Source organism: Trueperella bernardiae, from assembly GCF_030246965.1.
GTDB lineage: Bacteria > Actinomycetota > Actinomycetes > Actinomycetales > Actinomycetaceae > Trueperella > Trueperella bernardiae.
The window spans coordinates 1299925-1322865 of record NZ_CP127099.1 but is presented as its reverse complement, the minus strand read 5'-3'; the positions used below and the strand labels follow the sequence as shown (position 1 = coordinate 1322865).

24 protein-coding genes and 2 tRNA genes are annotated in these 22941 nt (G+C 57.9%); 5 read left to right on the top strand and 21 right to left on the bottom strand.

The features are described 5' to 3' along the window. Nucleotides 1–8 precede the first annotated feature (8 nt). Together QPC17_RS06190 and QPC17_RS06185 are read left to right on the top strand one after the other, a co-directional pair. Nucleotides 9–638 carry a hypothetical protein gene (locus tag QPC17_RS06190; RefSeq protein ID WP_062614224.1) on the top strand — a complete coding sequence of 210 codons (630 nt, stop codon included), beginning with the start codon at nt 9–11 and terminating at the stop codon, nt 636–638. 60 nt (nt 639–698) lie between these two features. After that, nucleotides 699–1301 (top strand): hypothetical protein, encoded by a 603-nt coding sequence (locus tag QPC17_RS06185; protein ID WP_285347116.1) that lies wholly within the window; start codon nt 699–701, stop codon nt 1299–1301. A 281-nt stretch (nt 1302–1582) separates the two neighbouring features. Here QPC17_RS06185 and QPC17_RS06180 read toward each other — a convergent pair. Further along, nucleotides 1583–1656, bottom strand: a tRNA-Pro gene (locus QPC17_RS06180). Between the two features lie 138 nt (nt 1657–1794). On the opposite strand from QPC17_RS06180, the gene QPC17_RS06175 reads away from it, so the two are divergent. After that, nucleotides 1795–1868: transfer RNA gene (locus QPC17_RS06175), tRNA-Gly, on the top strand. Between the two features lie 216 nt (nt 1869–2084). On the opposite strand, the gene QPC17_RS06170 is transcribed toward QPC17_RS06175, so the two are convergent. From QPC17_RS06170 to QPC17_RS06125, 10 genes are all read right to left on the bottom strand, one after another. Further along, nucleotides 2085–3656, bottom strand: coding sequence for a recombinase family protein (locus QPC17_RS06170; protein WP_285347115.1), 1572 nt, complete (start codon nt 3654–3656; stop codon nt 2085–2087). After that, nucleotides 3653–4903 (bottom strand): recombinase family protein, encoded by a 1251-nt coding sequence (locus QPC17_RS06165; protein ID WP_285347114.1) that lies wholly within the window; start codon nt 4901–4903, stop codon nt 3653–3655. The genes QPC17_RS06170 and QPC17_RS06165 overlap by 4 nt, the downstream gene beginning before the upstream one ends. Before the next feature lie 46 nt (nt 4904–4949). Further along, nucleotides 4950–5159 (bottom strand): BlaI family transcriptional regulator, encoded by a 210-nt coding sequence (locus QPC17_RS06160; RefSeq protein ID WP_285347113.1) that lies wholly within the window; start codon nt 5157–5159, stop codon nt 4950–4952. A gap of 511 nt (nt 5160–5670) precedes the next feature. Then, nucleotides 5671–6483: an N-acetylmuramoyl-L-alanine amidase gene (locus QPC17_RS06155; RefSeq protein ID WP_285347112.1), complete on the bottom strand. Its 813-nt coding sequence runs from the start codon at nt 6481–6483 to the stop codon at nt 5671–5673. Further along, complete coding sequence (locus QPC17_RS06150; protein WP_285347111.1) at nt 6483–6941, bottom strand: phage holin family protein; 459 nt, start codon at nt 6939–6941, stop codon at nt 6483–6485. The genes QPC17_RS06155 and QPC17_RS06150 overlap by 1 nt, the downstream gene beginning before the upstream one ends. Before the next feature lie 81 nt (nt 6942–7022). Continuing rightward, the gene (locus QPC17_RS06145) at nt 7023–7241 is read right to left on the bottom strand and encodes an acetyl-CoA carboxylase (RefSeq protein ID WP_278620434.1); all 219 of its coding nucleotides are present in this window, start codon (nt 7239–7241) and stop codon (nt 7023–7025) included. After that, the gene (locus QPC17_RS06140; protein ID WP_285347110.1) at nt 7238–7660 is read right to left on the bottom strand and encodes a DUF1617 family protein; all 423 of its coding nucleotides are present in this window, start codon (nt 7658–7660) and stop codon (nt 7238–7240) included. The genes QPC17_RS06145 and QPC17_RS06140 overlap by 4 nt, the downstream gene beginning before the upstream one ends. Before the next feature lie 16 nt (nt 7661–7676). Further along, nucleotides 7677–10508, bottom strand: a complete 2832-nt coding sequence (locus QPC17_RS06135; RefSeq protein WP_285347109.1) for a phage tail spike protein — start codon at nt 10506–10508, stop codon at nt 7677–7679. Between the two features lie 75 nt (nt 10509–10583). Next, nucleotides 10584–11276, bottom strand: a complete 693-nt coding sequence (locus tag QPC17_RS06130) for a hypothetical protein (RefSeq protein ID WP_285347108.1) — start codon at nt 11274–11276, stop codon at nt 10584–10586. Beyond that, nucleotides 11276–13954 carry a phage tail protein gene (locus QPC17_RS06125; RefSeq protein WP_285347107.1) on the bottom strand — a complete coding sequence of 893 codons (2679 nt, stop codon included), beginning with the start codon at nt 13952–13954 and terminating at the stop codon, nt 11276–11278. Before QPC17_RS06125 ends, QPC17_RS06130 begins: the two co-directional genes overlap by 1 nt. A 256-nt stretch (nt 13955–14210) precedes the next feature. On the opposite strand from QPC17_RS06125, the gene QPC17_RS06120 reads away from it, so the two are divergent. Beyond that, nucleotides 14211–14828 (top strand): alpha/beta fold hydrolase, encoded by a 618-nt coding sequence (locus QPC17_RS06120; protein ID WP_284896126.1) that lies wholly within the window; start codon nt 14211–14213, stop codon nt 14826–14828. A 190-nt stretch (nt 14829–15018) separates the two neighbouring features. On the opposite strand, the gene QPC17_RS06115 is transcribed toward QPC17_RS06120, so the two are convergent. From QPC17_RS06115 to QPC17_RS06075, 9 genes are read right to left on the bottom strand one after another with little or no spacing between them, the layout of a single operon-like run. Continuing rightward, nucleotides 15019–15435, bottom strand: a complete 417-nt coding sequence (locus QPC17_RS06115; RefSeq protein ID WP_024058351.1) for a hypothetical protein — start codon at nt 15433–15435, stop codon at nt 15019–15021. 20 nt (nt 15436–15455) lie between these two features. Further along, nucleotides 15456–16040: a major tail protein gene (locus QPC17_RS06110; protein WP_024058350.1), complete on the bottom strand. Its 585-nt coding sequence runs from the start codon at nt 16038–16040 to the stop codon at nt 15456–15458. A gap of 12 nt (nt 16041–16052) precedes the next feature. Further along, complete coding sequence (locus tag QPC17_RS06105; RefSeq protein ID WP_284896123.1) at nt 16053–16397, bottom strand: hypothetical protein; 345 nt, start codon at nt 16395–16397, stop codon at nt 16053–16055. Next, nucleotides 16394–16831, bottom strand: coding sequence for an HK97-gp10 family putative phage morphogenesis protein (locus tag QPC17_RS06100; RefSeq protein WP_285347106.1), 438 nt, complete (start codon nt 16829–16831; stop codon nt 16394–16396). Before QPC17_RS06100 ends, QPC17_RS06105 begins: the two co-directional genes overlap by 4 nt. After that, nucleotides 16824–17162: a phage head completion protein gene (locus QPC17_RS06095; protein WP_285347105.1), complete on the bottom strand. Its 339-nt coding sequence runs from the start codon at nt 17160–17162 to the stop codon at nt 16824–16826. Before QPC17_RS06095 ends, QPC17_RS06100 begins: the two co-directional genes overlap by 8 nt. Nucleotides 17163–17174: 12 nt before the next feature. Further along, entirely contained in the window at nt 17175–17492 is a 318-nt protein-coding gene (locus QPC17_RS06090) for a head-tail connector protein (RefSeq protein ID WP_278620412.1), read from the bottom strand. Nucleotides 17493–17527: 35 nt separating this feature from the next. Beyond that, entirely contained in the window at nt 17528–18745 is a 1218-nt protein-coding gene (locus tag QPC17_RS06085) for a phage major capsid protein (RefSeq protein ID WP_432049305.1), read from the bottom strand. A 26-nt stretch (nt 18746–18771) separates the two neighbouring features. After that, nucleotides 18772–19659, bottom strand: a complete 888-nt coding sequence (locus QPC17_RS06080; RefSeq protein ID WP_285347104.1) for a head maturation protease, ClpP-related — start codon at nt 19657–19659, stop codon at nt 18772–18774. Then, a complete protein-coding gene (locus QPC17_RS06075) occupies nt 19656–20957 on the bottom strand; it encodes a phage portal protein (RefSeq protein ID WP_004007612.1) in 1302 nt (433 codons plus the stop codon). The genes QPC17_RS06080 and QPC17_RS06075 overlap by 4 nt, the downstream gene beginning before the upstream one ends. 30 nt (nt 20958–20987) lie before the next feature. Here QPC17_RS06075 and QPC17_RS06070 point away from each other — a divergent pair, with 30 nt between their 5' ends. Beyond that, nucleotides 20988–21359 (top strand): DUF2651 family protein, encoded by a 372-nt coding sequence (locus QPC17_RS06070; protein WP_004007613.1) that lies wholly within the window; start codon nt 20988–20990, stop codon nt 21357–21359. On the opposite strand, the gene QPC17_RS06065 is transcribed toward QPC17_RS06070, so the two are convergent. Beyond that, entirely contained in the window at nt 21329–22933 is a 1605-nt protein-coding gene (locus tag QPC17_RS06065; protein ID WP_004007614.1) for a terminase large subunit, read from the bottom strand. The two genes, QPC17_RS06070 and QPC17_RS06065, sit on opposite strands and share 31 nt — an antisense overlap. Between the last annotated feature and the right edge of the window lie 8 nt (nt 22934–22941).

Below are 22941 nucleotides of genomic sequence, written 5' to 3'. Positions count from 1 at the left end.
GGAGTGACATGTCCAAGACCATTGCTACTGCCGCAGCGCTCATGCTTGCGCTCGTGGGCTGCTCGCAGTCCGACGACACCCCGTATGCAAACACTTCCGAGTCGAGCGCCGAGGCCACGGCCACCGACAACACCACGACCGATGACGCCGAGGCCACCGACGACACCACGACAGACGACGCGACCAATGCCGACGCCAACACGCCAGTCACCACCGAAGCTGAAGGTGACATGATCCGCCACACGCTGGCCAACGGCCGCATCTCCATTGCGGTCCCTGCGGCCTGGGGCGAGCCGGAGGAATCGACCGAGGAAGCGCCCGTGTCGATCTTCAACGAGGACACCACCGCCTTCGCGGCCGTGACCGAGATCGGCCCAGCGGCCCTCGTGCCGGACGAAGAGGCCTACATCGAGGCGCTTGAGAACAACCTCGGCTTGGAAAAGGGTGAGGTGGAGGACAAGGGTGAGGTCCAGCTCAATGGGGGCTCGGCTCACCGCTACGATATGACGGTGTCCGGTTTGGGCGCCCAGATTTACGCGGTCCAGGTGGACGGCGTTGCGTATGAGATCACGCTCATGGGCACCGACGCCGAGGCGGGGAGCCTGAAGGCGATTCTCGACTCGGTCCTCATCAAGTAATCGAATAAGCTGGTAGACAGCCCGCGCCCTTGCGGGCGCTGTCTCACGAAAGGTCCGCCCATGCGCAAGCTTGCCACCACCGCCCTCGTCTTCCTCCTGGCCGGGTGCGGGGCGGGGCAAGCGAGTGAGGCGGCGTCGTCGGCGGGGCCCTCGTCGTCTGTGGATGCAAGCCCGACGACGCCGGGGAGCGCGCCCGAACCCACCGAGACAACGGACGAGCCCTCGGACCTGAGCACGCAGCGGGAGGGGGAGAACATCATCTACCGCTTCGCGGAGGGAAAGTTCTCGCTCGTGGCGCCGACCAATTGGACGCCGGTGGTGGAAAGCTCGCGGGCGTTCCCCGTGGCACTGGCCAGTGAGGATGGTAGCGAGCGGGTGGTCGTGGGCGAGATCGGGCCCGCGGACCTGGCGCCTAGCATGGAGGCCTACGCGGGCCTACTGGCAGAGCGGCTCGGGCTGGACACCGAACAGGTGGTCTACCTAGGGCAGGACTACCTGGGAGTGGAGCTGGTCCCCGCGTTCCAGGTGGTAGGCGAGGGGTACGTTGCCCGCGTGTACCTGGCCACGCTCAACGGCACCCTGTACGAGGTGAGCATTCGCGGCGCCGACGACGCGGCGCTACAGCAGGCGCTGGGTATCGCGGCGTCGGTAGAGATCTCGTAGGCCACTAAAGATTTGCGGGACGTTTTCGGCCTCATCTACACATATACGCAGATGAGGCCGAAAACGTCCCGGACATTTGTGCTGGCGCGGGGCGAATGGGTGGAGGAGTGGGTGGAAATTGGGCGCAGTCGTTTGCTCGCGTTTTTGGCGGGGAGACTTTATATTACGCGACAAATGAATGGCCAATGAATGACCAATGAGGGACAACCGAATGGGCAGCGCCTGGATCGTTCACAACGCCGACGCTCACTTTTCGTTGATGTGCCACGGTTTTCTGGTAGTCGGGCTAGCGGGATTTGAACCCACGACCTTCCGCTCCCAAAGCGGACGCGCTACCAACCTGCGCTATAGCCCGTAGCCGAATGGCCTTCGTCAATCTTAAAGGAGCTGGCCGTGTTAGACGAATCAGCCCCGATGAGCATCATCTCACGGGGTGAAGCTTTTGAGAAACTTGGCGGGCTTGCTAAGATCAACGGGTCACTTATGGTGATACGCGAGTGTAGCTTAATGGTAAAGCCTCTGCCTTCCAAGCAGATGACGCGGGTTCGATTCCCGTCACTCGCTCCACTTGGACGTCGAAAATGATAAGTAGGCGTTTGCGTTAGCGCGTACGCCCCAAGGGGGTCAAGAAAATCGCTTGCGTTAGCGAGTGTGTAGCGCGTTTGCCCTGACCTGCGGAAATGCTTCCTGAGCACTATCGCTTCCCCTGTTGCCATGATTTCTGGGCATGAGAAAAGCCCGTCCGCGCTCATGCACGAACGGGCCAGAATCTTCATCTCAAATCTAAAGCTGAACCCTCACTACCTCACCAACTCGGAATACGAACCGGATCGTATCTTCGCCTACGATGGCGTGGTCGATGAGTGCGCTCCATTGTGCGGGGTGAAACTCGCTCACCGGTTCCCCTGTCAGATCATTCAGGGTTGTGGTGATGGCGGCGTGCTTGGCGGTGTTCGCTGCGATATCTGCCTCTAGGCTCGCTTTGCGTGCGAGCGTCTTACGGTAGGCAGTATCGAGCTCTGTGTAGTGGGCTTGGTAGGCGTCTTGGTCGAGCGCACACCGCTGGTTTTCCGCAATCAGCGCTTCGATCTGCTCGGTCAGCTCCACGATTTTCGCCTGGCAGGCGGCGGCTTGTTCTTCCAAACGGCTCGTATCGAACATGTCGCCAAGCACCTGCGGTAGGTGGCTTTCGTACCGGTGGCGGGCGATCAGTTGGTTGAGCGCTTGCACGAAAGAATCCTTGATCTGCTCGTCTTTCACTGTCGCGCTGCTGCAAGGGTGCTGCCCTGCGTATTTGTGGTTGCATTGCCAGACTGTGCATTTGTATTTCGTGTTCGATGCCCACGTTTTACGCCCATACCACGCACCACACTGAAAGCATTTGAGCCGGGTGGAGAACAACCCGACTTTCGCTGATGATATGTTGCCATGTCTGGTGGTGAGTTCGTATTGCACCTGATCCCAGATATGCGGAGCAATAATCGGCTCGTGATTGCCTGTTACGTAGTATTGGGGTACTTCGCCTTCGTTGACCTTCATCTTTTTAGTAAGGAAATCGGTGGTGAACGTCTTTTGGAGAAGAGCGTCGCCTTTGTATTTTTCGTTGGATAGAATGGAGCGCACTGTCGACGTTGACCATACTTCTTTCCCGCGCGGGGTGAGAATCTTGCGGGCAGCGAGTTCGGTTTTGATCTCGCTGATAGCCATCCCGTCAAGGAAGAGCTGGTAGATCAGCCTGACGGTCGGTGCCTGGGTTTCGTCGATGACGAGACTGCCCTCCTCGCCTTTCTTATATCCGAGTAGTGATGCGTAGGGAACCATAATCTTCCCATCGGCAAAACGTTTCCTGTGTCCCCAGGTGACGTTCTCAGAGATGGAGCGGGATTCTTCTTGCGCCAGTGAACTCATGATCGTGATCAATAGCTCGCCTTTGGCGTCAAAGGTGTAAATATTCTCCTTCTCAAAATAAACCTCAACGCCTGCATCCTTGAGCTTGCGCACGGTAGTGAGCGAGTCGACGGTGTTGCGTGCAAACCGGGACACGGATTTGGTGAGGATGAGATCGATTTTGCCTGCCAGGGCGTCATCGATCATGGTTTGGAATCCCTCACGGCGCTTCATAGAAGTGCCAGAGATGCCCTCATCGGAATACATTCCCGCGAACTGCCAATCATTACGGGAATGAATGTAGGTGGTGTAGTAGTCGATCTGCGCCTCATACGAGGAGGTTTGTTCTTCCATCTCGGTAGAGACGCGAGCGTAGGCAGCGACCCGTCTGCGTGCCGGTGCGCCAGATGAGGCTGTGGCAGATCGAAGCTTCTTTGTTGCGGGTATCGCTGTGACGGTGCGACTCATGCCAACCTCCCCTCACTGGTTAAGCCCACCGGCGTCATAGTTCCATCCGCGAGGTGGAATGTGAGCTGGTGCGGAAAGGCTTCAATCATCACGATCTGCTCGCCAACCTGGACGGGGTCGAAACTTTGGGTGCCGAGCATGTCTGCGCAGGCGTGTTCGAGGAGTGTTTCGCGTAGGTTGTGCCCCCTACAGGGGTTGCCGTTCCCGGTGCAGGCACTCCAGCACCGCCAAAACTTATACGAGGTTCCAGACTTGTAGGTGCGGGTTTTGCGTTGATAGTTCTTCCCACACGCGCCACAGCAGATCCGTCCAGTGAACACGCCCGTGTTCTTCGATGGGGTCGCAGCAGGACCAATCTCACGCCGATAGGCGATTTCTGCTTGCACCGCGTCAAACACAGACTTATCGATGATGGGTGGGAGGGCTTGCTCAACCCAGTATCGCGGCAGCTCCCCGTCATTGAGAGCACGGTTGGGTGCTTGGATCGCAGGGCGGTACATTTTCTGCAGCATCTGGCAGCCCTTGTAGCGCTCATTTTCGAGCATGCGACGAAACACTGACCCGTAGAACCGTCCCCCACCGCGCGAACGCACCCCTTGACCATTGAGGATCGCGGCTGTCTTTTCAGGGCTAATACCCTCGAGGAAGTTGGAGAACAGGAGGCGCACAATCTCAGCTTCATCGTCAATGATGGTGAACTCGCCGTCTGCCCAGCTATAGCCGTAGACGACGAAGGAGTTTGTTCCACCGTTCTTGTACCGGTTACGTATTGCCCATTTGACGTTCTGGGACAGGGAACGGGATTCTTCTTGAGCAAACGACGCCAACAAGGTCAGCAGGAGTTCTCCGTCAGCGCTGAGAGTGTCGATGCGTTCGCGTTCGAAGCGCACAGCCACACCAAGGTCTTTCAGCTCACGAACCGTAGCGAGAAGGTCGACAGTGTTGCGGGCCAGGCGCGAGATCGATTTACACAACACAAGATCGATCTTTCCTGCTCTGGCAGCGTTCATCAGGTCTGCCAGGCCTTGCCGGGATTTCATCGAAGTGCCAGTAACCCCTTCGTCAGTGAATACACCCGCATAGGCCCATCCGGGCGTGGATTGGATCAGGCGCGAATAATACGAAACCTGCGCCGACAATGACGCTAATTGCTCCGCACCGTTGGTCGAGACCCTAGCGTATGCTGCTACGTTGACCAGTTTCGGGGTCGGCGGCCGAACTGGTGTCACCACACTAACTTGTGCCACGTTTTCTCCTTTCGTGTTAGGTCTATACACGCTCTAAACCAGGTGTTTATCCAGTCGTTTCGCCCACAATCTGTGACTGATAGATCGGGCTCCACGCCTGGAACAACAACCGATAGACACGCCGATACTCTGCGGGGGTTAGCACTCCTCGACCTGCCAGCATGCTCAACGTGTGAGCGTCAGTAATGAAGGCGAGTTCTCGGGCGAACACGTCAGGTTGGGCCAGTTGATCAACAGGAGCGGCGAGCGTGTTCATGAGCGCCCACCTCGGGTGCCAAAGCGAGCACGCACATAACAGGCGTGACAGCAATACTTTTGACCTGGCTTGTCCACGATCACGAAGCGGTGCCCGCAGTGCGCACAGGTCTGCTCGCGCACTGGCTCGGTTTTCTGCCGTTCCCGCCAAGCTTTATGCCTGCAGGCGGGCGAGCAAAACCGAGCCCGAGCACCTCCCCGAATAGGGCTGGCACACCAGCGGCACACCCGCTGAGCCACCACTGAACCGGCCTCGAGATTTCGGCTGGTGCAGTATGAACGGACCTGGTCACGGGTCAAGGCGCAAAACTCGGCAATCGCTTTATACCCCCAGCCCGCCGTGCGCAGGTTACGGATACGTTCTTCTTCAATGTTCTTCACAGTGGGGTCACTCCCTTCACCCCACTGCCGACAAACCCGTATGTGTTAAATCCGCCCGTAAAATGACGAAAAGCCCCGCCACCACCCATGACGGGTAGCAGCGGGGCTAAGTTGCACAGTGGCGCGGATGTTTAGTAGCCGAGCTTGGCATTCACGCGCGCCTGAACAGCGGCGTAGAGGTTGCCCAAGCGGCGCTTACGCTCCTCACCATTGCCGTACTCGCCACGGATCACGGCGTCAGCCAGCGCATCGATGTTGGGCCCTGCTGGCTTCGTCGGCGTGTTGCCAGAGAGCTTCTCGTTCACTCGCTGCTGGACAGCCGCGTAGTTGGCTCCGAGGCGACGCTTACGTTCTTCACCGTTGCCGTAGTCGCCACGGATCACGGCATCGGCGAGAGCGTCGATGTCCGGTGTGGCTGGTGCTGGTGCTGGGGTGTTGCCGGTCATCTGGTCATACCAAGACTGTGCGCGAGCCATATAGGCGGCATGCTGACTGCCTGCCAGCGAGGCTGGGCATTCGGTCGAGGAGAAGTTCTTGTGACCGAACACGTTCTTCCCCCAGACCGGTCGGCCGAGACCGTAGAATTTACAGATTGCGGCCACGAGGTGTGCTCCGTTATCAAGGCACGCCTCGGATACAGTCCATGGATCACTGGTCATGTCGGCGTGTTCGATGCCAATACTGGTGGTGTTGGCTACCCAGTTTCCTGCGTGCCAGGCGGTGTCGCGATCCCACACCAACTGACCTATGCGTCCGTCGGATTGGACTTGGTAGTGGGCGGAAGCTGGGCGGGTTTGCCAGACGTCGTAACATCCCTTGATGGTAAGGTTTCCGGCGTTGTGGTGAATGATGACCTTATCGATCCGTCTACCGTTCCTGCCGGGTGTGTAGTGCTTGTTCATGATGAGGTCGATGTCAGCCTCAAGCGCGAGCCAATTCTTCATCAGTGAATCTCCTTTGTGTTTTCAGTGGTCGTTTCGGTCAGTGAGGGCCTGGTTTCGGCGCGGTTCGCGATCGCATCCAAAGCTCCACGCATCTGGGCAGGCACAGGCAGACCCAAGCGGGTGGCGTTCTCCACCAGCGAGATGCCTTCGTTGGACAGGTAGAAGAAAATGACCGCCGCACGCAGCACGCCGGGCGCTCCGAGAATATGGACGTCGATCAGGTGGGCGAGGCCGACGAGGGTGAAGATGAGGATTTTGCGGCTGATTCCTCGGAAACCAACCGAGGAGCTGAGGCGGCGTTCGTTGATGGCGGCGAGCACCCCGGTGATGTAGTCGGCTATTGCGAAGACAATCAACGCGTAAACCAAACCGTCGAGCCCTCCAAGATAAGCGGCGAGCCACGCACCAATACCAGCGATCCCGGTTTGGATGGCGTGCCAGATGGCGTGTAGAGACATGAGAATGATTCCTTTCGTGGGCATAAAAAATTGCCCACACCCATCTGGGGTGAAGGCATCAAAAATTGGTGTAGCACTGGGCTACATGGTCGGGTCAGTCAAGACCTCAAGAATTGGCAGGCTCAAGTCGAACGAAGCTACCTGTGGTGCTGGGAGTTCTTGGGCTTCGATAGCCTCTGCTGGTGGTGAGGGCGTGGCATCGGACTCGACTGGGACGATGGGAAGTTGCACCTCATCACCGGAAGACGATTCATGAGCGGAGCGTTGGGTCAGCTCTGTTTTCTCGTTTTCAATGCTCATTGGTTGTCCTTGGTGATCGCGTCGTAAAGGACGTCATAGGCCTCGGCCGATTCGCCAGAAAGCTCACCCTCATAGCCATCAAGAAATGCTTTCACGTCCTTGTCGTGGCCGTCGTAGGTTGGCCCCGACACTTCAGCGATCGACGCGAGCAGGGCTTGACGGGCTTCGAGGAATTCACTGGCCTTGTCGGGGTCGGCGAGGACAAACGTTCCATCGTCGGCGAACACTGGGCGACCCTGATCGTCAAGTGTTGCGAATTGGGCGACGAGGTCGTATTCATCTTCCCCGAATCGTGCAATCGCCTCCCTCACCAACGTCAGAAGTTTCGAGCGGGCACGGGACTGCGCCGCCTTCAACGGCATATTGGTGAGTAGGTCTGCGATGGGTTGCAAATGGTGGTTGGTAATCATGATCTTCATCAGTGTTTCCTTTTACTTATGCGAGGTTGGTGGACATGGCCGACAGGCCAGTGTTGGAGAAGTACCGCCACGTGATGTTCGACCCGGTTCCGGAGATGGATGTGATCCAGCCTTGATTGAGTAAGCTCAGGATCGCGTTCATTCGCGACATCAAATCCTTGGTGCGGTCGAATAGGCGGGTCATGTTGTAATACGACCCATTGGTGACCACCATCAGGTCGTAGGTGTGAAACACGATCTTCGACAGCCCGCTTTGCCCCACCCAGCCCGAATAGGTTCCCATGCCCGTCAGCGTGCAATCCTGCAAGGTCACATATCGTGAGCCCGTCGTGTAGAACTTGTAGCCACCTGTTCGCAGATCGGAGCCGAGGTGGATACCTGCCTGCCCGTAAAACAATCCCTTCGGATCCAACGTCAAACACGTGTAGTAGGTGCCGCCGTCTGCCTTCTGGTAGGTCCAGGCCACGTAGTCGCCTTTGTAAGCAAGCTGGTTCACGATGCCTTGCACATTCGGCTTATCTTTATGAGCCCGCCGCGCGAACTCACCGATATAGCGGGTGCCGTACCAAAACTGCATCCCAGCGCTCGTGATCTTGCCTTCCAGGGTGGTCCCGTCATACCAGGCGATCTGCGTGGGCGTGATTCGGATAGATTGCGTCCAGCCAGCTAAGCCTACTTGGATGGCGTTGGTGGCGAGCTTGTCCGCCGTAATTGAGCGCGCCCCAATCCGAGCCGCCGACAACGTCCCGGTGGTGATCTTCCCCGCATCCAGCGAAGCAATCTTGGCCGATGTGACCGCAGCATCTTTGATCATCGCGGACTGGATAAAACCGTTAGCGATGGTCAACTTGTCCGAGGTAATCGAACCGGCAGCAATCCGTGCAGCCGATAAAGTACCGGTCGTAATCTTGTTCGCGGATAGACTGCCAACCTTCGCATCCGTGATCGCCGCATTCGAGATCATCGCATTCGTAATAAACCCATTGGCGATCGTCAGCTTGTCCGAAGTGATGGATCCAGCCTGAATGCGCCCCGCTGCCAGGTAGCCGCTGGTGATCTTGCTCGCTGACAGGTTGGCGATTTTCGCGTCGGTGATCGCGGCATCAGCGATTTGTGCGGTGCCGATGGCGACATCTGCGATGTGTGCTTGGCTGATCGCTTTCGACCCGATCATCGCAGCCCCAACCGGTGTTGGTTCCCATTGGTTGTTGGTGAGGAGATATTGGCGGGCGATCACGCCTTCTACACGCACTTGCCACAGCGCACCTTCTGGCCTGCCAGCCGCGTCCGCTACGCTCGGGTCAACAACGGCAACCGTGAGCCGCCCATCCGAGGTCACCGCAACGTCGTGGGCATCCTGCGCCAACTGGGTAGCACCAGCGGCAGCAGCCTTGGCCTGGTCGATCTCCACCTGCGCCGAAGCCATCTGAGTGACGACAGCATTGACGGCGGTTTGTGCGTCGTGTGCAGCGGCGAGGGCTTGGTCGACCTCTGCACGGGCGGCGTCGAGTTCGGCCTGCACCTGTGCATGGTTCAGATCAGTAGCGAGAGCGACCCAGCCGGGCTGCCCGGTGTCGGTGAGACGGTAGATCCAGATTTCGGTGGTTTCGCCGTTGCTTTTAAACCATGTGTCACCCAGCCTGGCATTGGCGGGCTGGATGCTGCCGTAGTGGTTGGTGTTCTTCCCATCCGCACTAGCCAACGCGAACCCTGCCGCATCCGACGCAGCCACCGCCGTATTGATGGCGGTCTTGACTTGCCGGGTGACAGACGTGAACTTCCGAGCTACGGTTCCAAGTTCGACCGAGATGTATTGACCTGTGAGTGGGTTGTATTCGTAAGCGACCACCCGCGCCGTGAGCGCAACACCCAGATCAGCGTGACGGACGGTAACGGTATCGCCAATCTCCACGGTCTCTAGCCGTGCAAGATCAGCGTATTCACGGGTTTGTGAAAGGTCAGAGAAGCGGATCTTGTACGAGCCAGACGGCTCATCCACATGTCTCGCACTGAATTCCGCTGCCGCCAGACGGCGCAACTGCGCGTGTGCTTGATCGAGCGGAAGCTCCCCCTCACGCGGATTGTCCTTATCCGTGATGGCTTTCACCTGCCCGTAGCGGATGACGCGGATACGCGGCACCACATAATCGCCCAACTTCAGCGAATCCACATAGAGCTCAGGCAAGAGTAGACCGTCGTAGCCGACCGGCAAAATCCGCGTCACCACCGTCGAAAAATCGATAGCCGATTCGAAGCCAGTGAGATTCTTGCGGTCACGGATGACAACGCCTGTATTTCGCCCACGCCGAGCGGAGTGATGGATATGGAAATTATCGCGGGTCAGTTCGCCGCCCCAACGCGCAGCGAACGTGTTGTTCTCGCCCGCATCCATGAGAGCGGCGGCGATGGGCATGCGCACCATCCGTGCCGAGGATCGCGTCACCGTATCCGATGAGGTAGCAGTAAACCCGTGGCTCGTGTTCGCCGCCCCAAGAATCTGGGTGAGTGCACCTTTGGCGGTTTTGTTGACCACGTAGGTGTCGGCGATGAGGTTCGCAGCCAGATCATAGAACACGTGAAACGCGTTCACTTCGAGCATGCCGTCGAGCGTGGTGACAACCTCATTGATGCGGAAACCCTGACGTTGCTCCAGCCCTGGCACGGGTGCGGCCACAATGTTTTCCACTACGAGGTGCGTGGCTGCGGGGCCGTCTGCTGGGTAGGTGAAGGTCAGGGAGAATTCGCCACCTAGTTCTTCCGTCACGATCGGGTTGATGGTCTCCCGATCCAAGACTCCTAGCCCGGTGGCGGTGAATGTGGTGGCGGTGCGGTCGTGAACCGTAATCATGAGGAGCCTTCCAAACAAGACAATGACCACCCCATACAAAGGGGCGGCCATCAAAGTGAGATGAGTGGGAGCGGTTTAGGGGTTGCGCCAGTTCGGCGTGATCACGATCTTCGAGATACCGGTACCGAGCGTGATCCGATTCAAACCAGGCTTAAAGGTCGGGAAGGCTTCACTGAGCGCATCGGTCTGCACGCGACCAGATACGTGTGCGACGAGACGCGCGCTGTCGAGCGTGACGGAACCTGCTGGCGAATTCACGTGATAGACGCGCGCATTGATCGTCAAAGACAACGCTCCGGTGCCAGTAACGGTGATGATCGGATCCGCATCAAGAAGTCCTGGGTTAGTGATCGTCCCCGACTCCGACATCGTCATCGGTGCGAGCCCACTCGTCAGGTAAGCGAAGGGTTGGCAGGTGAGCCGCGCGGTGAAGAACCCCCACCCCGACAGCTCCCGGCGCAATTCTGAGACTTCGCAGTGCTTAACCTTGCGGTACCTACCTGGCTCGGCAGTCAACGCAATCGTCGAAGCGCCCGTCAGCTCGTGAGCGGCCTGCCGATACTGGTGGAGCCCGTCACGGATAGGCACGGCGAGCTCAAGCTCAATCTCGGCATCCTCCCAACCGCTGAAGCGCGTGAGGGTACCTGCTCTTCCTTCGACCTCAATATCCTCCACCGCACGGACAGCTGCGGGAATCGCCACCGGGGCGGTCAAGCGCAGCCCAAGCGACGCCGAAGTGGTCTGGTCGCCCAGGGTGAAACCAAACATTAGTAGCCTCCTGCCATCACGGTCTGCCGCCGATCAAGGCGCGCGAGTTGTTTGTCAAGGGCGGGTGCGAGCTTGCCCACCAGCGTCCCATCCGACAACGTCACCGAAATATCCAAAGACCCGAGGATGCGTGTTGCTGTTGCGTCCACGATGCTCGCGACATCCACACGCTCACTATCAGCACCGCCACTCGTATCGCGATTGATAGCTATGGGTTGTGGGGCGAGATCAACGGCAGGTACCTGCAGATCCGCAACCGCCTCGATCGGCACATGAAGCCCGTCTTCAAGCTCGCTGAAGGCGTCCATCGTGTCCCTAGCCAAACCAGTGGCAGCAGTGACAGCCTTGTTGCCATCGGTTTTGATCGAGCCTGCGAGGCCTTCAACGAGCATCTTGCCCGCCCAGGCCATCTTGCGAGACGGGCTGTGGATGCCGAAGAAGCCGGTGATGGAGTCCCAAATCCCGCTTGCCCAGTTCGATACCGAATTCCACAGCCACCCCGCTAGGGATTGGATGCCGTTCCACAGGCCGTAGACGAGGTTCTTACCCGCCTCCACCATCTGCCACACGCCCTGGCCAACGGCCAAGACGATGCCGGTAATGATCTGTGGGATTGCTGCGACGATCGTGGAAATGATCTGTGGCAGGTTTCGCACCAACGCGGTCAAGAGTTGGATTCCGGCTTGAACGAGTTGCGGGATAGCCCCACCAATCGCCGACACAATAGCTGAGATAATCTGCGGCAACGCGGCCACAATCGTTGTAATGATCTGTGGCAACGCCCCAATCAACGCCGTCAGCAGTTGAATGCCTGCGTCGATGAGCTGCGGGATCGCACCCACCATGCCGCCCACGATCGCAGTAATAATCTGCGGGAGCGCGGCGACGATTGCTGTAATGATCTGCGGCAATGCACCGATCAGAGCCGTTAAGAGTTGGATTCCTGTTTCGATGATTTGCGGGATCGCATCCACAAGGAAGGTCACTATGCCGGTGATGATTTGTGGCAGGGCTTCGATGATGACGGGGATGGCTGCGATGAGGCCTTCTGCGAGTCCGGTGATGAGCTGCAACGCCGCATCAAGAAGCAACGGGAGGTTATCGACCAGACCCTGCACCAAAGCCATGAGCATTTCCACCGCAGCCGGAATCAGTTCTGGCAAGGCTTCGCCGATGCCAGAGACGAGGGTGGCGATGATCTGAATCGCCGCCTCCAACAGGGACGGCAGTGCTTCGATGATTGCCTCGACCAGCGCGATAATCAGCGTCACCGCTGTCTCGGCCACTTGTGGGAGGACTTCGATGATGCCCTCTAACAGGGCGGTGAGGATGGACATGCCGGTCTCGACCACCATCGGTAGCTGCTCGGCAATAAATGCGAGAGCTTCCTGTAAGACGGTGCCAAGGGTGTCGATGAGGGCAGGCGTGCCTCCTTCTTCAAACGCTGTCGTGAGTTCGTCGATCCACCCGTTGACCATCGGCAGCACCGAACCCGCCAACGCCTCAGAGACTCCGCCTGCGAGGAGGCCTTTGAGGTTTTCGATCCCGTCCTGCATTGTCGCGAGCTGACCAGAGAAGGTCTTGGATTGGGCGTCCATAGCCCCGTAGAAGCGCCCGCCCTCAGCAGTAGCACTGGCGAATGCGTCAGCGACCATGTCAGCCGAAATGGCACCCTTGGCCATATCCTCCTTCAGCTCACCAATACTCTTGCCGGTCTTGCGGGATATTTCCTCCAGGGGGTTGAAGCCGGCGTTGATCATCTGCAGCAAGTCCTGACCAGTCAACTTGCCGGTCGAGGACATTTGGGCGAAGGCAAGGGTTAGCGATTCCATCTTCACCGCATCGCCCTGGCTAATGTCGCCGATTTCGTTGAGGTGCTTTTTCGCATCCTCCAGGCTCATTCCGAAGCTCAGGAGGGTTTGCATGTTGCCCGCGAGGTCCTCCATACCAAACGGAGTCTTCGCCGCCTGGACTTTCAGATCGTTGACGAGCTGTTGGGCTTTTGCTTGGTCGCCGAGCATCGTGGTGAAGGACGTGGAGTATTGCTCCATGCGAGCGTTGTACTCCACGCCCTCTTTCAAGGCACCTGCCATGCCGCGACCGATCGAGGCGATCGCATGCCCGATACCTTTGACTCCGGCGATGATGGCTTCGGAGGCGAGGTTCGCTTTCAACACGTCACCGAAAATGCGGGTCTTGCCAGAAGTCGAGTCCATCTCGTTGCCGAGATCATCGACTGCACCCTCGAGTTTGCCCGCGTCCTTGGCGGCGTCTTTAGCATCGTCACCGGCACCGTCTGCTTCGTCCCCGAAATCCGACAGGGCGTCATTATTCGATTTGAGTTCACTTTCGAGCCGGTTGAGTTCAGCGCCTGCGTTGTTGAGCTGGATTTGCCAGTTCTTCGTCCGGCTATCGTTCTCACCAAACGAGGAAGCGCTGTTTTCGAGGGCTGCACGCAGAGTCTCGATCTTGGCTTTCTGAGCTTCGATTTCTTTGCCAAGCACTTGGTTACGGGCTGTGAGTGCTTCGGCGGACTTGTCGTTCTTATCAAACGAGGAGGCTACGAGCTTCATCTCACTGCCAAGCACTCGCATCTCACGGTTAATATCCGTGATCGCGCGCTTGAACTCCCGCTCACCTTCAAGCCCAATCTTCAAACCAAACGAACTGTCAGCCATAGGTCTGTATTCCTTCGCGTTGCTGGGGGTTAAAATTGGCTAGAGGATGAGGAGGAATCGTGTGGGCCAATGTTGTAACTAATCGCCGGTGGGTATGGCCGTTGTTTGCTTTACTCTTCATCGGTACGGTCGTTTTCGCTGTTTTGTGGATGAGCGGTGTCGTGCATCCCGTCACGGGCGTCGCTAATGCAGCAGGTTTCGCAATATGTGCGATCGGGCTTGTAGCGTGGCATCTTGCCACTCGTGGTTTGCGGCGATGAGCACTCCGGTGCTTTTCCTCCACGGACTCGGTGAGACCCCGCAAGCTTGGAATGGTGTCATCAACGAGTTCGAGAGCATTGACGCGCTCACGCCCACTGTTTTCGATCAGCCATCGGGAACGCCATGGTCGTTACATGAGCGCACGGACGAACTCGCCGCATCACTGAATGATCCAGTCGACGTGGTTGGGCTATCTCTTGGCGCGGTGATGGGTCTTGATCTGGCAATTCGGCACCCGCACATGGTTCGGTCGCTGTTTCTTTCAGCTCCGCAGGCGCGTCCTCCTAAAGCATTGATGCGCATTCAAAGCGTTCTCATGCGAGTCTTGCCTGAGCGTCTCGTGTGCCCATCACAGATTTCCAAGCAACAGTTGCTGGAAATCCTGCGTCAAATATCAGCCATTGATTTCGAGCCAGAGCTTGGAAATATCACGGTTCCAACGACGATTGCGTGCGGCTCGAAAGACCGCGCGAATCTTCCTGCCGCCCGCACCATCAGCCAACAGATCCCACATGCCCGCCTCATCGTTGTGCCAGACGCGGGTCATCAATGGCATCAATTAATGCCCACACAATTCGCTCACGAACTAAAAGCCCACTGGAACAGTATCTAAATCCCGGCAGGAATCACGTCGTCGATGAACCATTGACGTAGCGGCTGGGCTCTGCCGGTTTCTAGCCGCCAGCAGTCGATCAGATCCAACAGTTCCCCGAACACGGTTAAGCCCACCTCTACCCGTGATAGGTGAAGGTGGGCCATTCCGATATACGTCAGCCGCGTGAACACAGCCTGATCGTTGTCGACTATCCGTCCGCTTCTGGTGCTTTTGGGGCTGGCTCGGTAAGGATGTCTCGGCGTGTGCCGCGCTGGAGAGCTTCGGCGATCGCGCCACGATAGTCCGCCAGATCAGCAGGCACAGTGAGTAGTTCGACCTCGTCCTCGGTCAGCTCTGGGCGCTTGTCGTCTGGGTGGCGGTGGTTGTGGATCTGGATGGACTGGTTGGCCAGCAGCGTGATCAACCAAATCACCTCACCGAGCGTCTTGCCCAAATCATCAGACGTTTCGAGGGCGTTACCCAGGTGTTCGAGGCCGCCATAGCGCTCGGCGATCAGACGTGTGGCTTTCGTGGTGAGAACGAGCTCGTAGTCCTCCCCGCCAATGGTGACAGTGGCGGAGCGCCCTAGTTCCACAACAGATTCAGTTTTCTTCTTGCAGGTCATCGCTTGGTACTCCTTGCTCGTTAGCTGGTGGCGGGTTCGTAGACTTGGGCATACCAGTTCGTGATCGTCTCAGGCTTGACCCCGGTTGCGCCCTCTAGCACTTCGGCCTTCCACGGATGACGCCCCTTCGCATCTGGCTTGTTACGCCGCAAAATCGTGCCCTCAATGCTCGGGGTCGAGAACGTAATCGAGTCGGCTTTGGTGGCCAGCGTTTCTGTTGGGAGGGCGAACTTGACCCGGTAGAGCCAAAAATACTGATACTTACCGTTGGAGCGTGCTGCGCGGAAACCAATCGCCACCGGAGCCCCACCATCCTCGGAGGCAGAGATGAGCACGCCGTTGGAGTCCACGGTCGCACCCGTCAGCGCGGCTGCCGCTTCGCCGCCGAGGTCGTCGACGCCGAGGGTCAGGGTGCCGGATTTGAATTCTTTGACGATCTCACTCGGCCCGTCATCGGCGTACAGGATCGCTTCAGCCACCTCAACGGAGAGCTCGGCCGAGATGGCTTTGGCCAGCGGTTTGGGTTTGGCGTAGGTTTCCTCACCCGTATCGGGGTTTTCGGTGATGGTGGCGTAGTAGAGCTTGTCTAAGCCAATAGTCGCCATGAGAAATTCTCCTTATCTGTAGGTGTGGTGGGTTGCGACGTCTATCGCGTAATGGTGAAATCCGGTATCAGCTTCAAAGCCGACATAGGTACGGCCAGTAATCGTTAATCCTGCGTCGAGCAGGGCGCGGGTAATGAGGTTGCGCAGGTCGAGATAGTTAGATTTCGTGAAAAGTGCGAGGCGAACTTCCTCAACCTCGATACTGGGTTGATTGTCTGCGAACACGTCGAACATGTCTGTCAGTGGGGTTGCTACCAGATACGTTTCTGGTGCTGGCGTGGTCGTGTAGAGGCCGACTTCGAACGGCAGCCCGAGCTTGTCGGCAATTTGCGTGAGTTGTTCCAATAATGCGGTCATGGCCCCACCTGCTCAATCCGCGCTGTGAGCGCTGTTTTCATAGCCTCGATAGCGCCCCGCCTTGTCTGTGACCGTGTGGGTGCAAGAAATGGACGTGCAGGCTGATCACTACGGCCGTGTTCGAGGACGTTGGCGATCAACGCATTCGATTTGCCGTCGCGGCGGTTCTCTGCGAAGCCGACTTTAATGTTGTGATCACCTCGGTTGTTTACTTTCACCGAGGTCGTGCCCAACGCTGCGAGTAGTTGTCCGGTTGAACGCGAGGGCTGCTTGGTGGCGCGTCCGATCGCGCTCGTGAGGTTGGCTCGCATGCGCGGCTCAACCACCACAGCACCCGCCTCGAGCACCTCATCAGCCGAAGACTCCAGCACACGGCTGGCAGCGTCAAGGGAATCAATGAACGCGTTGGGCAGGCGGATCTGCACTCTAGCCATGGGCCTCTCCTTCGGGCGTGGTCTGATGGGCAAGGATTTCCACGTAGCGGCCGATGACTTCGACTGCGTCGATGACATACCGCCCGTCTGGGCTGCTGATCTGCATATTCGTGGTCACGGACAGTCCGAGAAAAGATCTGATGCGAAAGAGGACGTCGGCCTGTGAGTACGCTGCCCGGTTCACCCACGCACTCGACGCATGCCGAACCTCGACCTGCGCCCGCACCGTCGCCCTCACCTCATCGCGTGTGGTTGTGAACCCCGCCTTATCCCGAACAACCATTGGCTGTATAAGGTCGATCGTGGTGCGCATGGATCCCAAAGAAGCCATGAGTTGTTCTCCTTAGACTTTCCATTCGCGGTCCAGACGCAGCAGGTTGTTGACGGCGTTCCATACCGCCCGAGCCGCATCCGGCTTATCTGCCCAGAAGCCTGCCGTGGAACCATCACGCGACTCATAAAAATGGGAGGCGAGCATGACAATGCCCTGCCTGGTTGCCCCAGACATGTCGTGGGTCTCGTAGTAGCCCTCATCAAGGTGTTGGTAGGAGCAGGCGTAGGAGGTGGCCGAGTTGATCAGCGCGCCGATCAATTGATCGTCATCGTCGAAGGTGATGAGCAGGTTCGCCTTCACCTGCGCAACCAAATCAACCGTGGTCATTGCGGCCACCTCCTATTCGTGTGTAGAACCGCTGGTTATGCGGATGCCTTTTGGGTGAGCAGCTTGACTGCTTCAGGCAGGACGAGCTTGCCGTCCAGTCGCTGGGATGCGAGGAATCCGACCTGTCCGGTGGTTGCGAACAGTTCGTTGAGCCGCTTAAAGGAGCGGCCCTGTCGGTCGGCGATCCAGTAGTACGACACATCACCGAAGGCCACCGTGGATGCACCTGCCTTGATCTCCGGAACGAACGTGCTCGTGTGGACGGGGCGGCCGAGAACAAGGTCTGGGGTTCCTGCGGTCAGGGCAGGTTGCCACAGATATTGACCGTTGCCGTCCTTGAGCTTGCGGATGGTTTTCACGGTGGAGTCGTTCATGAGCCACACTGCGTTCTTGCGATACGGGCCGCGCAGGGCGTAGTGCAGGTCGATGAGCTCATCAGCGGTAATGTCGGTGGCCTTGCCCGTGGTCACCGCCTTCTCGCCACCGCCAGAGGCTGCGAAGATGCCGGTGGGTTTGCCCTTTCCGTCTCCGGTGAGGAAGGCTTCTTCTTCAGCCGCGCCGATACGGCGAGCAAACTCAGCTGCTAGGTACTGCTCGACATTAAACGCGCTGTCATTGAGTAGCTCTTCGCTGATTTTGAGGAAGGTGCCGAGCTTAAACGCACTCAATGTGACCTGCGTGAAGGCTTCATCGGATTCGGTGTACGGCTTGCCTTCATCGAGCCACCCGGCAGTGCCATGGGTAGAGACGACTGGGATCTTCCGATCCCCGCTGGTGGTTTGAATGACCTTGGCCAGGCCGCGCATGATGTTCTGATCCGCCAGTGCCGCCACGAGGGTGTGTTCGAACTCGTCCGGGACGAGGTAGCCGCCCTCAGTATCGACGCCTTCGGAGAGGGCGTTGCGTACTTCCATCGGAGAAGCGTTGAGCCGCATGGCATCCCAGAAGGCTCGCTTATAGGAGGATGTAGCGCGTGGGGTTGTGTGCTTGACCTCGTCATTGTCGGGGTTGATGCCTGGCATTGAGGTGAGCGGTGTGTTGGTTGCCTTAGCGAGGTCGGCGTCGCGGCGCAGGGCACGTTCAGAACGGGCAATCTCGTTGGTGAGACGATCGATTTCGGCTTCCATCTTCGCGTAAGCCTGATCATCTTCAGCAGACAGGCAACCGGTTGTGGTGTCGCGGCGCTCGTCAAGGAATGCCTTCGCCTTCTCCCAAGCATCTGCGCGCTTGGTGCGAAGGTCAGAAACAGTCATAGGGGTTGTCATGGGTGTTGGTCCTTTCAGTGGGGTTGGTTCGCTAGTTCGGCGTACAAATCGAGAACCCGCCGACCAACAGGCACGGCGGGTTGAATGGTTGGGAGTGGTGGACGCACTCGCTTCGACGGAGGTGGCGGTGATGTGGCGGTCAGGTGTGCGACGAGCTTTTGTTCGGAGGCGCGGCGGGAAAACACCGTGCCAAGTCCTGCGTTCTTGGGTGGAAACGGCAGGCGCTTCGGATCTTCATCCTCGTCGTCTTCGTCGGGTTCGTCTGGTGACTCGGCCTCGTCCTCATCGTCATCCAGGTCATCGTTGGGCTTCTCAGGCGAGACCGCAAACATTGGGTCGCGTTGGTTGGTGAGGAGTTCGTCGGCGAAACCCATGTCGATCGCAGCCCTCGCGTCCATCCAGGTCTCAGCGTCCATGAGCTTGGACAGCTTCGCCCGACTCAGGTTCGTCTTCTCCTGATATGCATTCAGGATTGATTCTTTGACCGAATCGAGCATCGACATGGCGCGTGCGAGTTCGTCCTTATCGCCAACCGCCATGGTGGCCGGGTTATGAATCATCAACATCGACACCGGGCTCATGGCTACCTTCGTGGCGGCCATCGCGATCACAGACGCGGCCGATGCGGCGATACCGTCGATATTGACGGTCACCTCGCCTGGGTAGTCGATGAGCATGTTGTAGATCTGCGCCGCAGCCACCACATCACCACCCGGGCTGTTGAGCCAGATCGTCACCGGCCCCGACCCAGCGTTCAACTCGCTGGCGAAGATGCTGGGTGTGATGTCGTCATCGAACCAGGATTCTTCAGCGATCGTGCCGCTAATGCGCAAAACCCGGACTGCATCTGCGTCCGGGTCAGTTGATGGCTCTGGTGTGAGCCAGTTCCAAAAACGTCTCATATCCTCCTCCTTACAGAAGATTCACTCATAGGTTCCTCAGCCGGTTCAGGCTCCGATTCAGACCCGGTTGTCTGCGCGTATGCACCTGCGAGACTGAGCGGGAGCATGTTCCCGTTGACGAGGTAGAGGTCGCCGCCAGCCTCGGGACTGATGCGATCGAGGTTTTCTAGTTCGCGGATATCGTTGGCGCTCATCCAGCCGTTTTGCCTTGCCACCGCATAACCATTCATTCGGGATTCGTAATCCCCACGTAGCAAGCCTTCGAGGTTGAACTTCACATACACGCCAGGTTTTTCACGCGAGCTGAGGAGTGTTTTGGTGATGGCCTGTTCCCACCGGATCACCCACGGGTCCAACGTGTACTTCACAAACTCCAACGACTGCTGCTCAATATTGGAAAACGAGGATTTTTCGAGGTCGCCGATCATGTGCGGGGGTATGCGGAAGATTCGAGCAATTTCGTTGATCTGAAACTTCCTCGTTTCAAGGAATTGAGCTTGTTCTGGGCTGACGGAGATGGGCGTGTATTTCATGCCTTCCTCGAGCACAGCGATCTTGTTCCCGTTGCGGGCTCCGCCGAACGTGGACTGCCAGGACTCCCTAACGCGCGCGGGGTCTTTGATCGTTCCCGGATGCTCCAACACACCACCAGGTGCAGCACCGTTAGCAAAAAACGATGCGCCGTAGTCTTCTGTTGCTTGGGCGAGGCCGATGGCATTCTTTGCCATCGCAATCGGGCTATAACCAACCAGCCCGTCAAAGCCCAACCCTGGAATGTGCAGCACCTCGCGCGCCGAGAGTCGCACCGTGTCGAAGCGTCCAGCTGGTTCGTCCCAGGTGCGCTGATACTCGTAATAGAGTCGCCCAGCCTCGTCGCGCCCCACCATCATCCGGTTCGGCATCAACGGATACAAACCAATCACTTCATCTTTACCGTTGCGCAGCACTTGGGCGAACGCATTACCCCAAAGAAGCAAATGCGTCATCAGAGTTTCCCTAAAGACAAAGGATGTCATTTCAGGGTTCGGCTCATCATGCAACAGCCGGTATAAGGGATGGTCGAGCGCCTTCACCTTCGCCCCATCACTGCTCTGCTGGTAAACATGCAACGGCAGACCCGCGATAGCTTCAGCCAAAATCCGCACGCATGAGTAGACGGCGGTCATTTGCATCGCGCTGCGTTCTGTCACCGGACGGCCAGAGCTCGTTGCCCCGAAGAAAAAGCTGTAGCCAGAGCTGATCGCGTGATCGTCAGCGGAGCGGGTGGTGTCGCCACGCAGCCAATTCAGAAAACTCATGCGGTGTCCTTTCACATGTAGAATTGGAATATGAAAGCGCCCTCAAAACAGTCGTGGGCACTGATGAGTGTCCTGCTAGCGGCATTTTGGTTGTTGCCGCTCATTTCCATGTGGATCAGCAGGCTGAGCGATCCCAACGCCAAGTGGTTCATCGCGTTGCTCTTCCTCGCGTTTCCACTACTCACCATCGTTTTGAGCGTTATCGATGGGGCACGCCACGGGTTCGGCTGGTGGTGGCTACTGGCCCCGTTCGCAGGGTTCTTGACCACACTGTTCGTGTACTACAACGATTCAGCCCTCATCTACGGCGTCGCCTACTCGATCTTGGGACTGATCGGCGCAGGCATCGGCGCGTTCATCCATGAGCGTGCTCACAGCACGAGTAGGCCGCGTTCGTCATAAACACTGCCGCTGACGTGCCCGGTGCCGTTTCGGATGGCGCGGTCGAGGGCCATGATTGTTGCGACGACGCCGTCGATCTTCTCGGTGCTCTTTTGTTTGTCGGGTTTGATGTTTCCTGCTGGGTCGGTGCGGACGTGAATGTTGTCTACCATCCACGAAAGCACTGGATGCCCGCCATGTGCCAGTTTTCCCTCTAAAGCGAGTTTCATGAGTTCTTTGGATGGTGGGCTCATGTCTTTGAAGCCTTGCCCAAACGGAACAACCGTGAAACCTGCTTCGTCAAGGTTTTGGCTCATTTGGACTGCGCCCCACCGGTCGAATGCGATCTCGCGGATATCGAAGCGTTCACCGAGTTGCTCGATGAAGGCTTCAATTGCGCCGTAGTGGACGACGTTGCCCTCAGTGGTTTGTAGGAAGCCTTGCTGTTGCCACAGGTCGTAGGGCACGTGATCACGGGCAACCCTTAGTTTGAGGTTGTCTTCGGGTATCCAAAACCATGGCGCGACCGTATATTTGTCATCGTCCCCGTAGGGTGGGAATACGAGAACGAAAGCAGTGATGTCCGTCGTGGAAGCCAAGTCGAGGCCGCCGTAACACACGCGTCCTTCCAAATCTGACAGGTCGACGGGTGCTGAGTTTTGGTTCCAGATGTGCATGGGCATCCACCGCACGCTTTGTTTGACCCATTGGTTGAGGCGAAGTTGGCGGAATGTGTTTTCTTCGGCTGGGTTTTGTTTCGCGCTCGTGCAGGCTTGGCGGACTTTCTCGATCGGGACAGTGATCCCTAAGCTCGGGTTAGCCTTATGCCACACGTCCTCGTCGGTCCAATCATCATCTTGCGCCGCCCCATAGATCACCGGGTAGAACGTGGGGTCGTGCTTTTTGCCATCTAGGATGTCTTGGGCTTTTTGGTGTTGCTCATAACAAATGCTATGCGTGTCGGTACCCGCTGTCGTGATGAGGAAGTACAGGGGTTGGGTGCGCGCGTCGCCTGATCCTTTCGTCATGACGTCGAACAAGGCACGGTTGGGTTGGGTGTGGAGTTCGTCGAAGACAACGCCGGAGATGTTGAACCCGTGCTTCGAATACGCCTCCGCGCTCAGCACCTGGTAGAAGGAGTTGGTGGGCTTGTAGATGATCCGCTTCTGCGAGGCAAGAATCTTGACGCGTTTGGACAGCGCTGGACTCATGCGAATCATGTCCGCTGCGACCTCAAACACAATGGATGCTTGCTGGCGATCAGCCGCGCACCCATACACTTCAGCGCGTTCTTCACCATCCCCGCAGGTGAGTAGTAGCGCAATTGCGGCGGCGAGCTCACTTTTGCCCATCTTTTTGGGTATCTCGACGTAGGCGGTGGTGAATTGGCGGTAGCCGTCTTCTTTGACAGTGCCGAACAGGTCGCGGATGATTTGCTCTTGCCAGTCGATGAGCTGGAAGGGCTTGCCTGACCAGCGGCCTTTGGTGTGCTTTAAGGCTTGGATGAACGCGACCGCGAAGTCGGCTTTACGCTTGTCGTAGCGTGAGCCTGTGGCCATGAATCGGGTCGGCGTGTAGGTGTCGAGAGTGCGCATCACGCCCT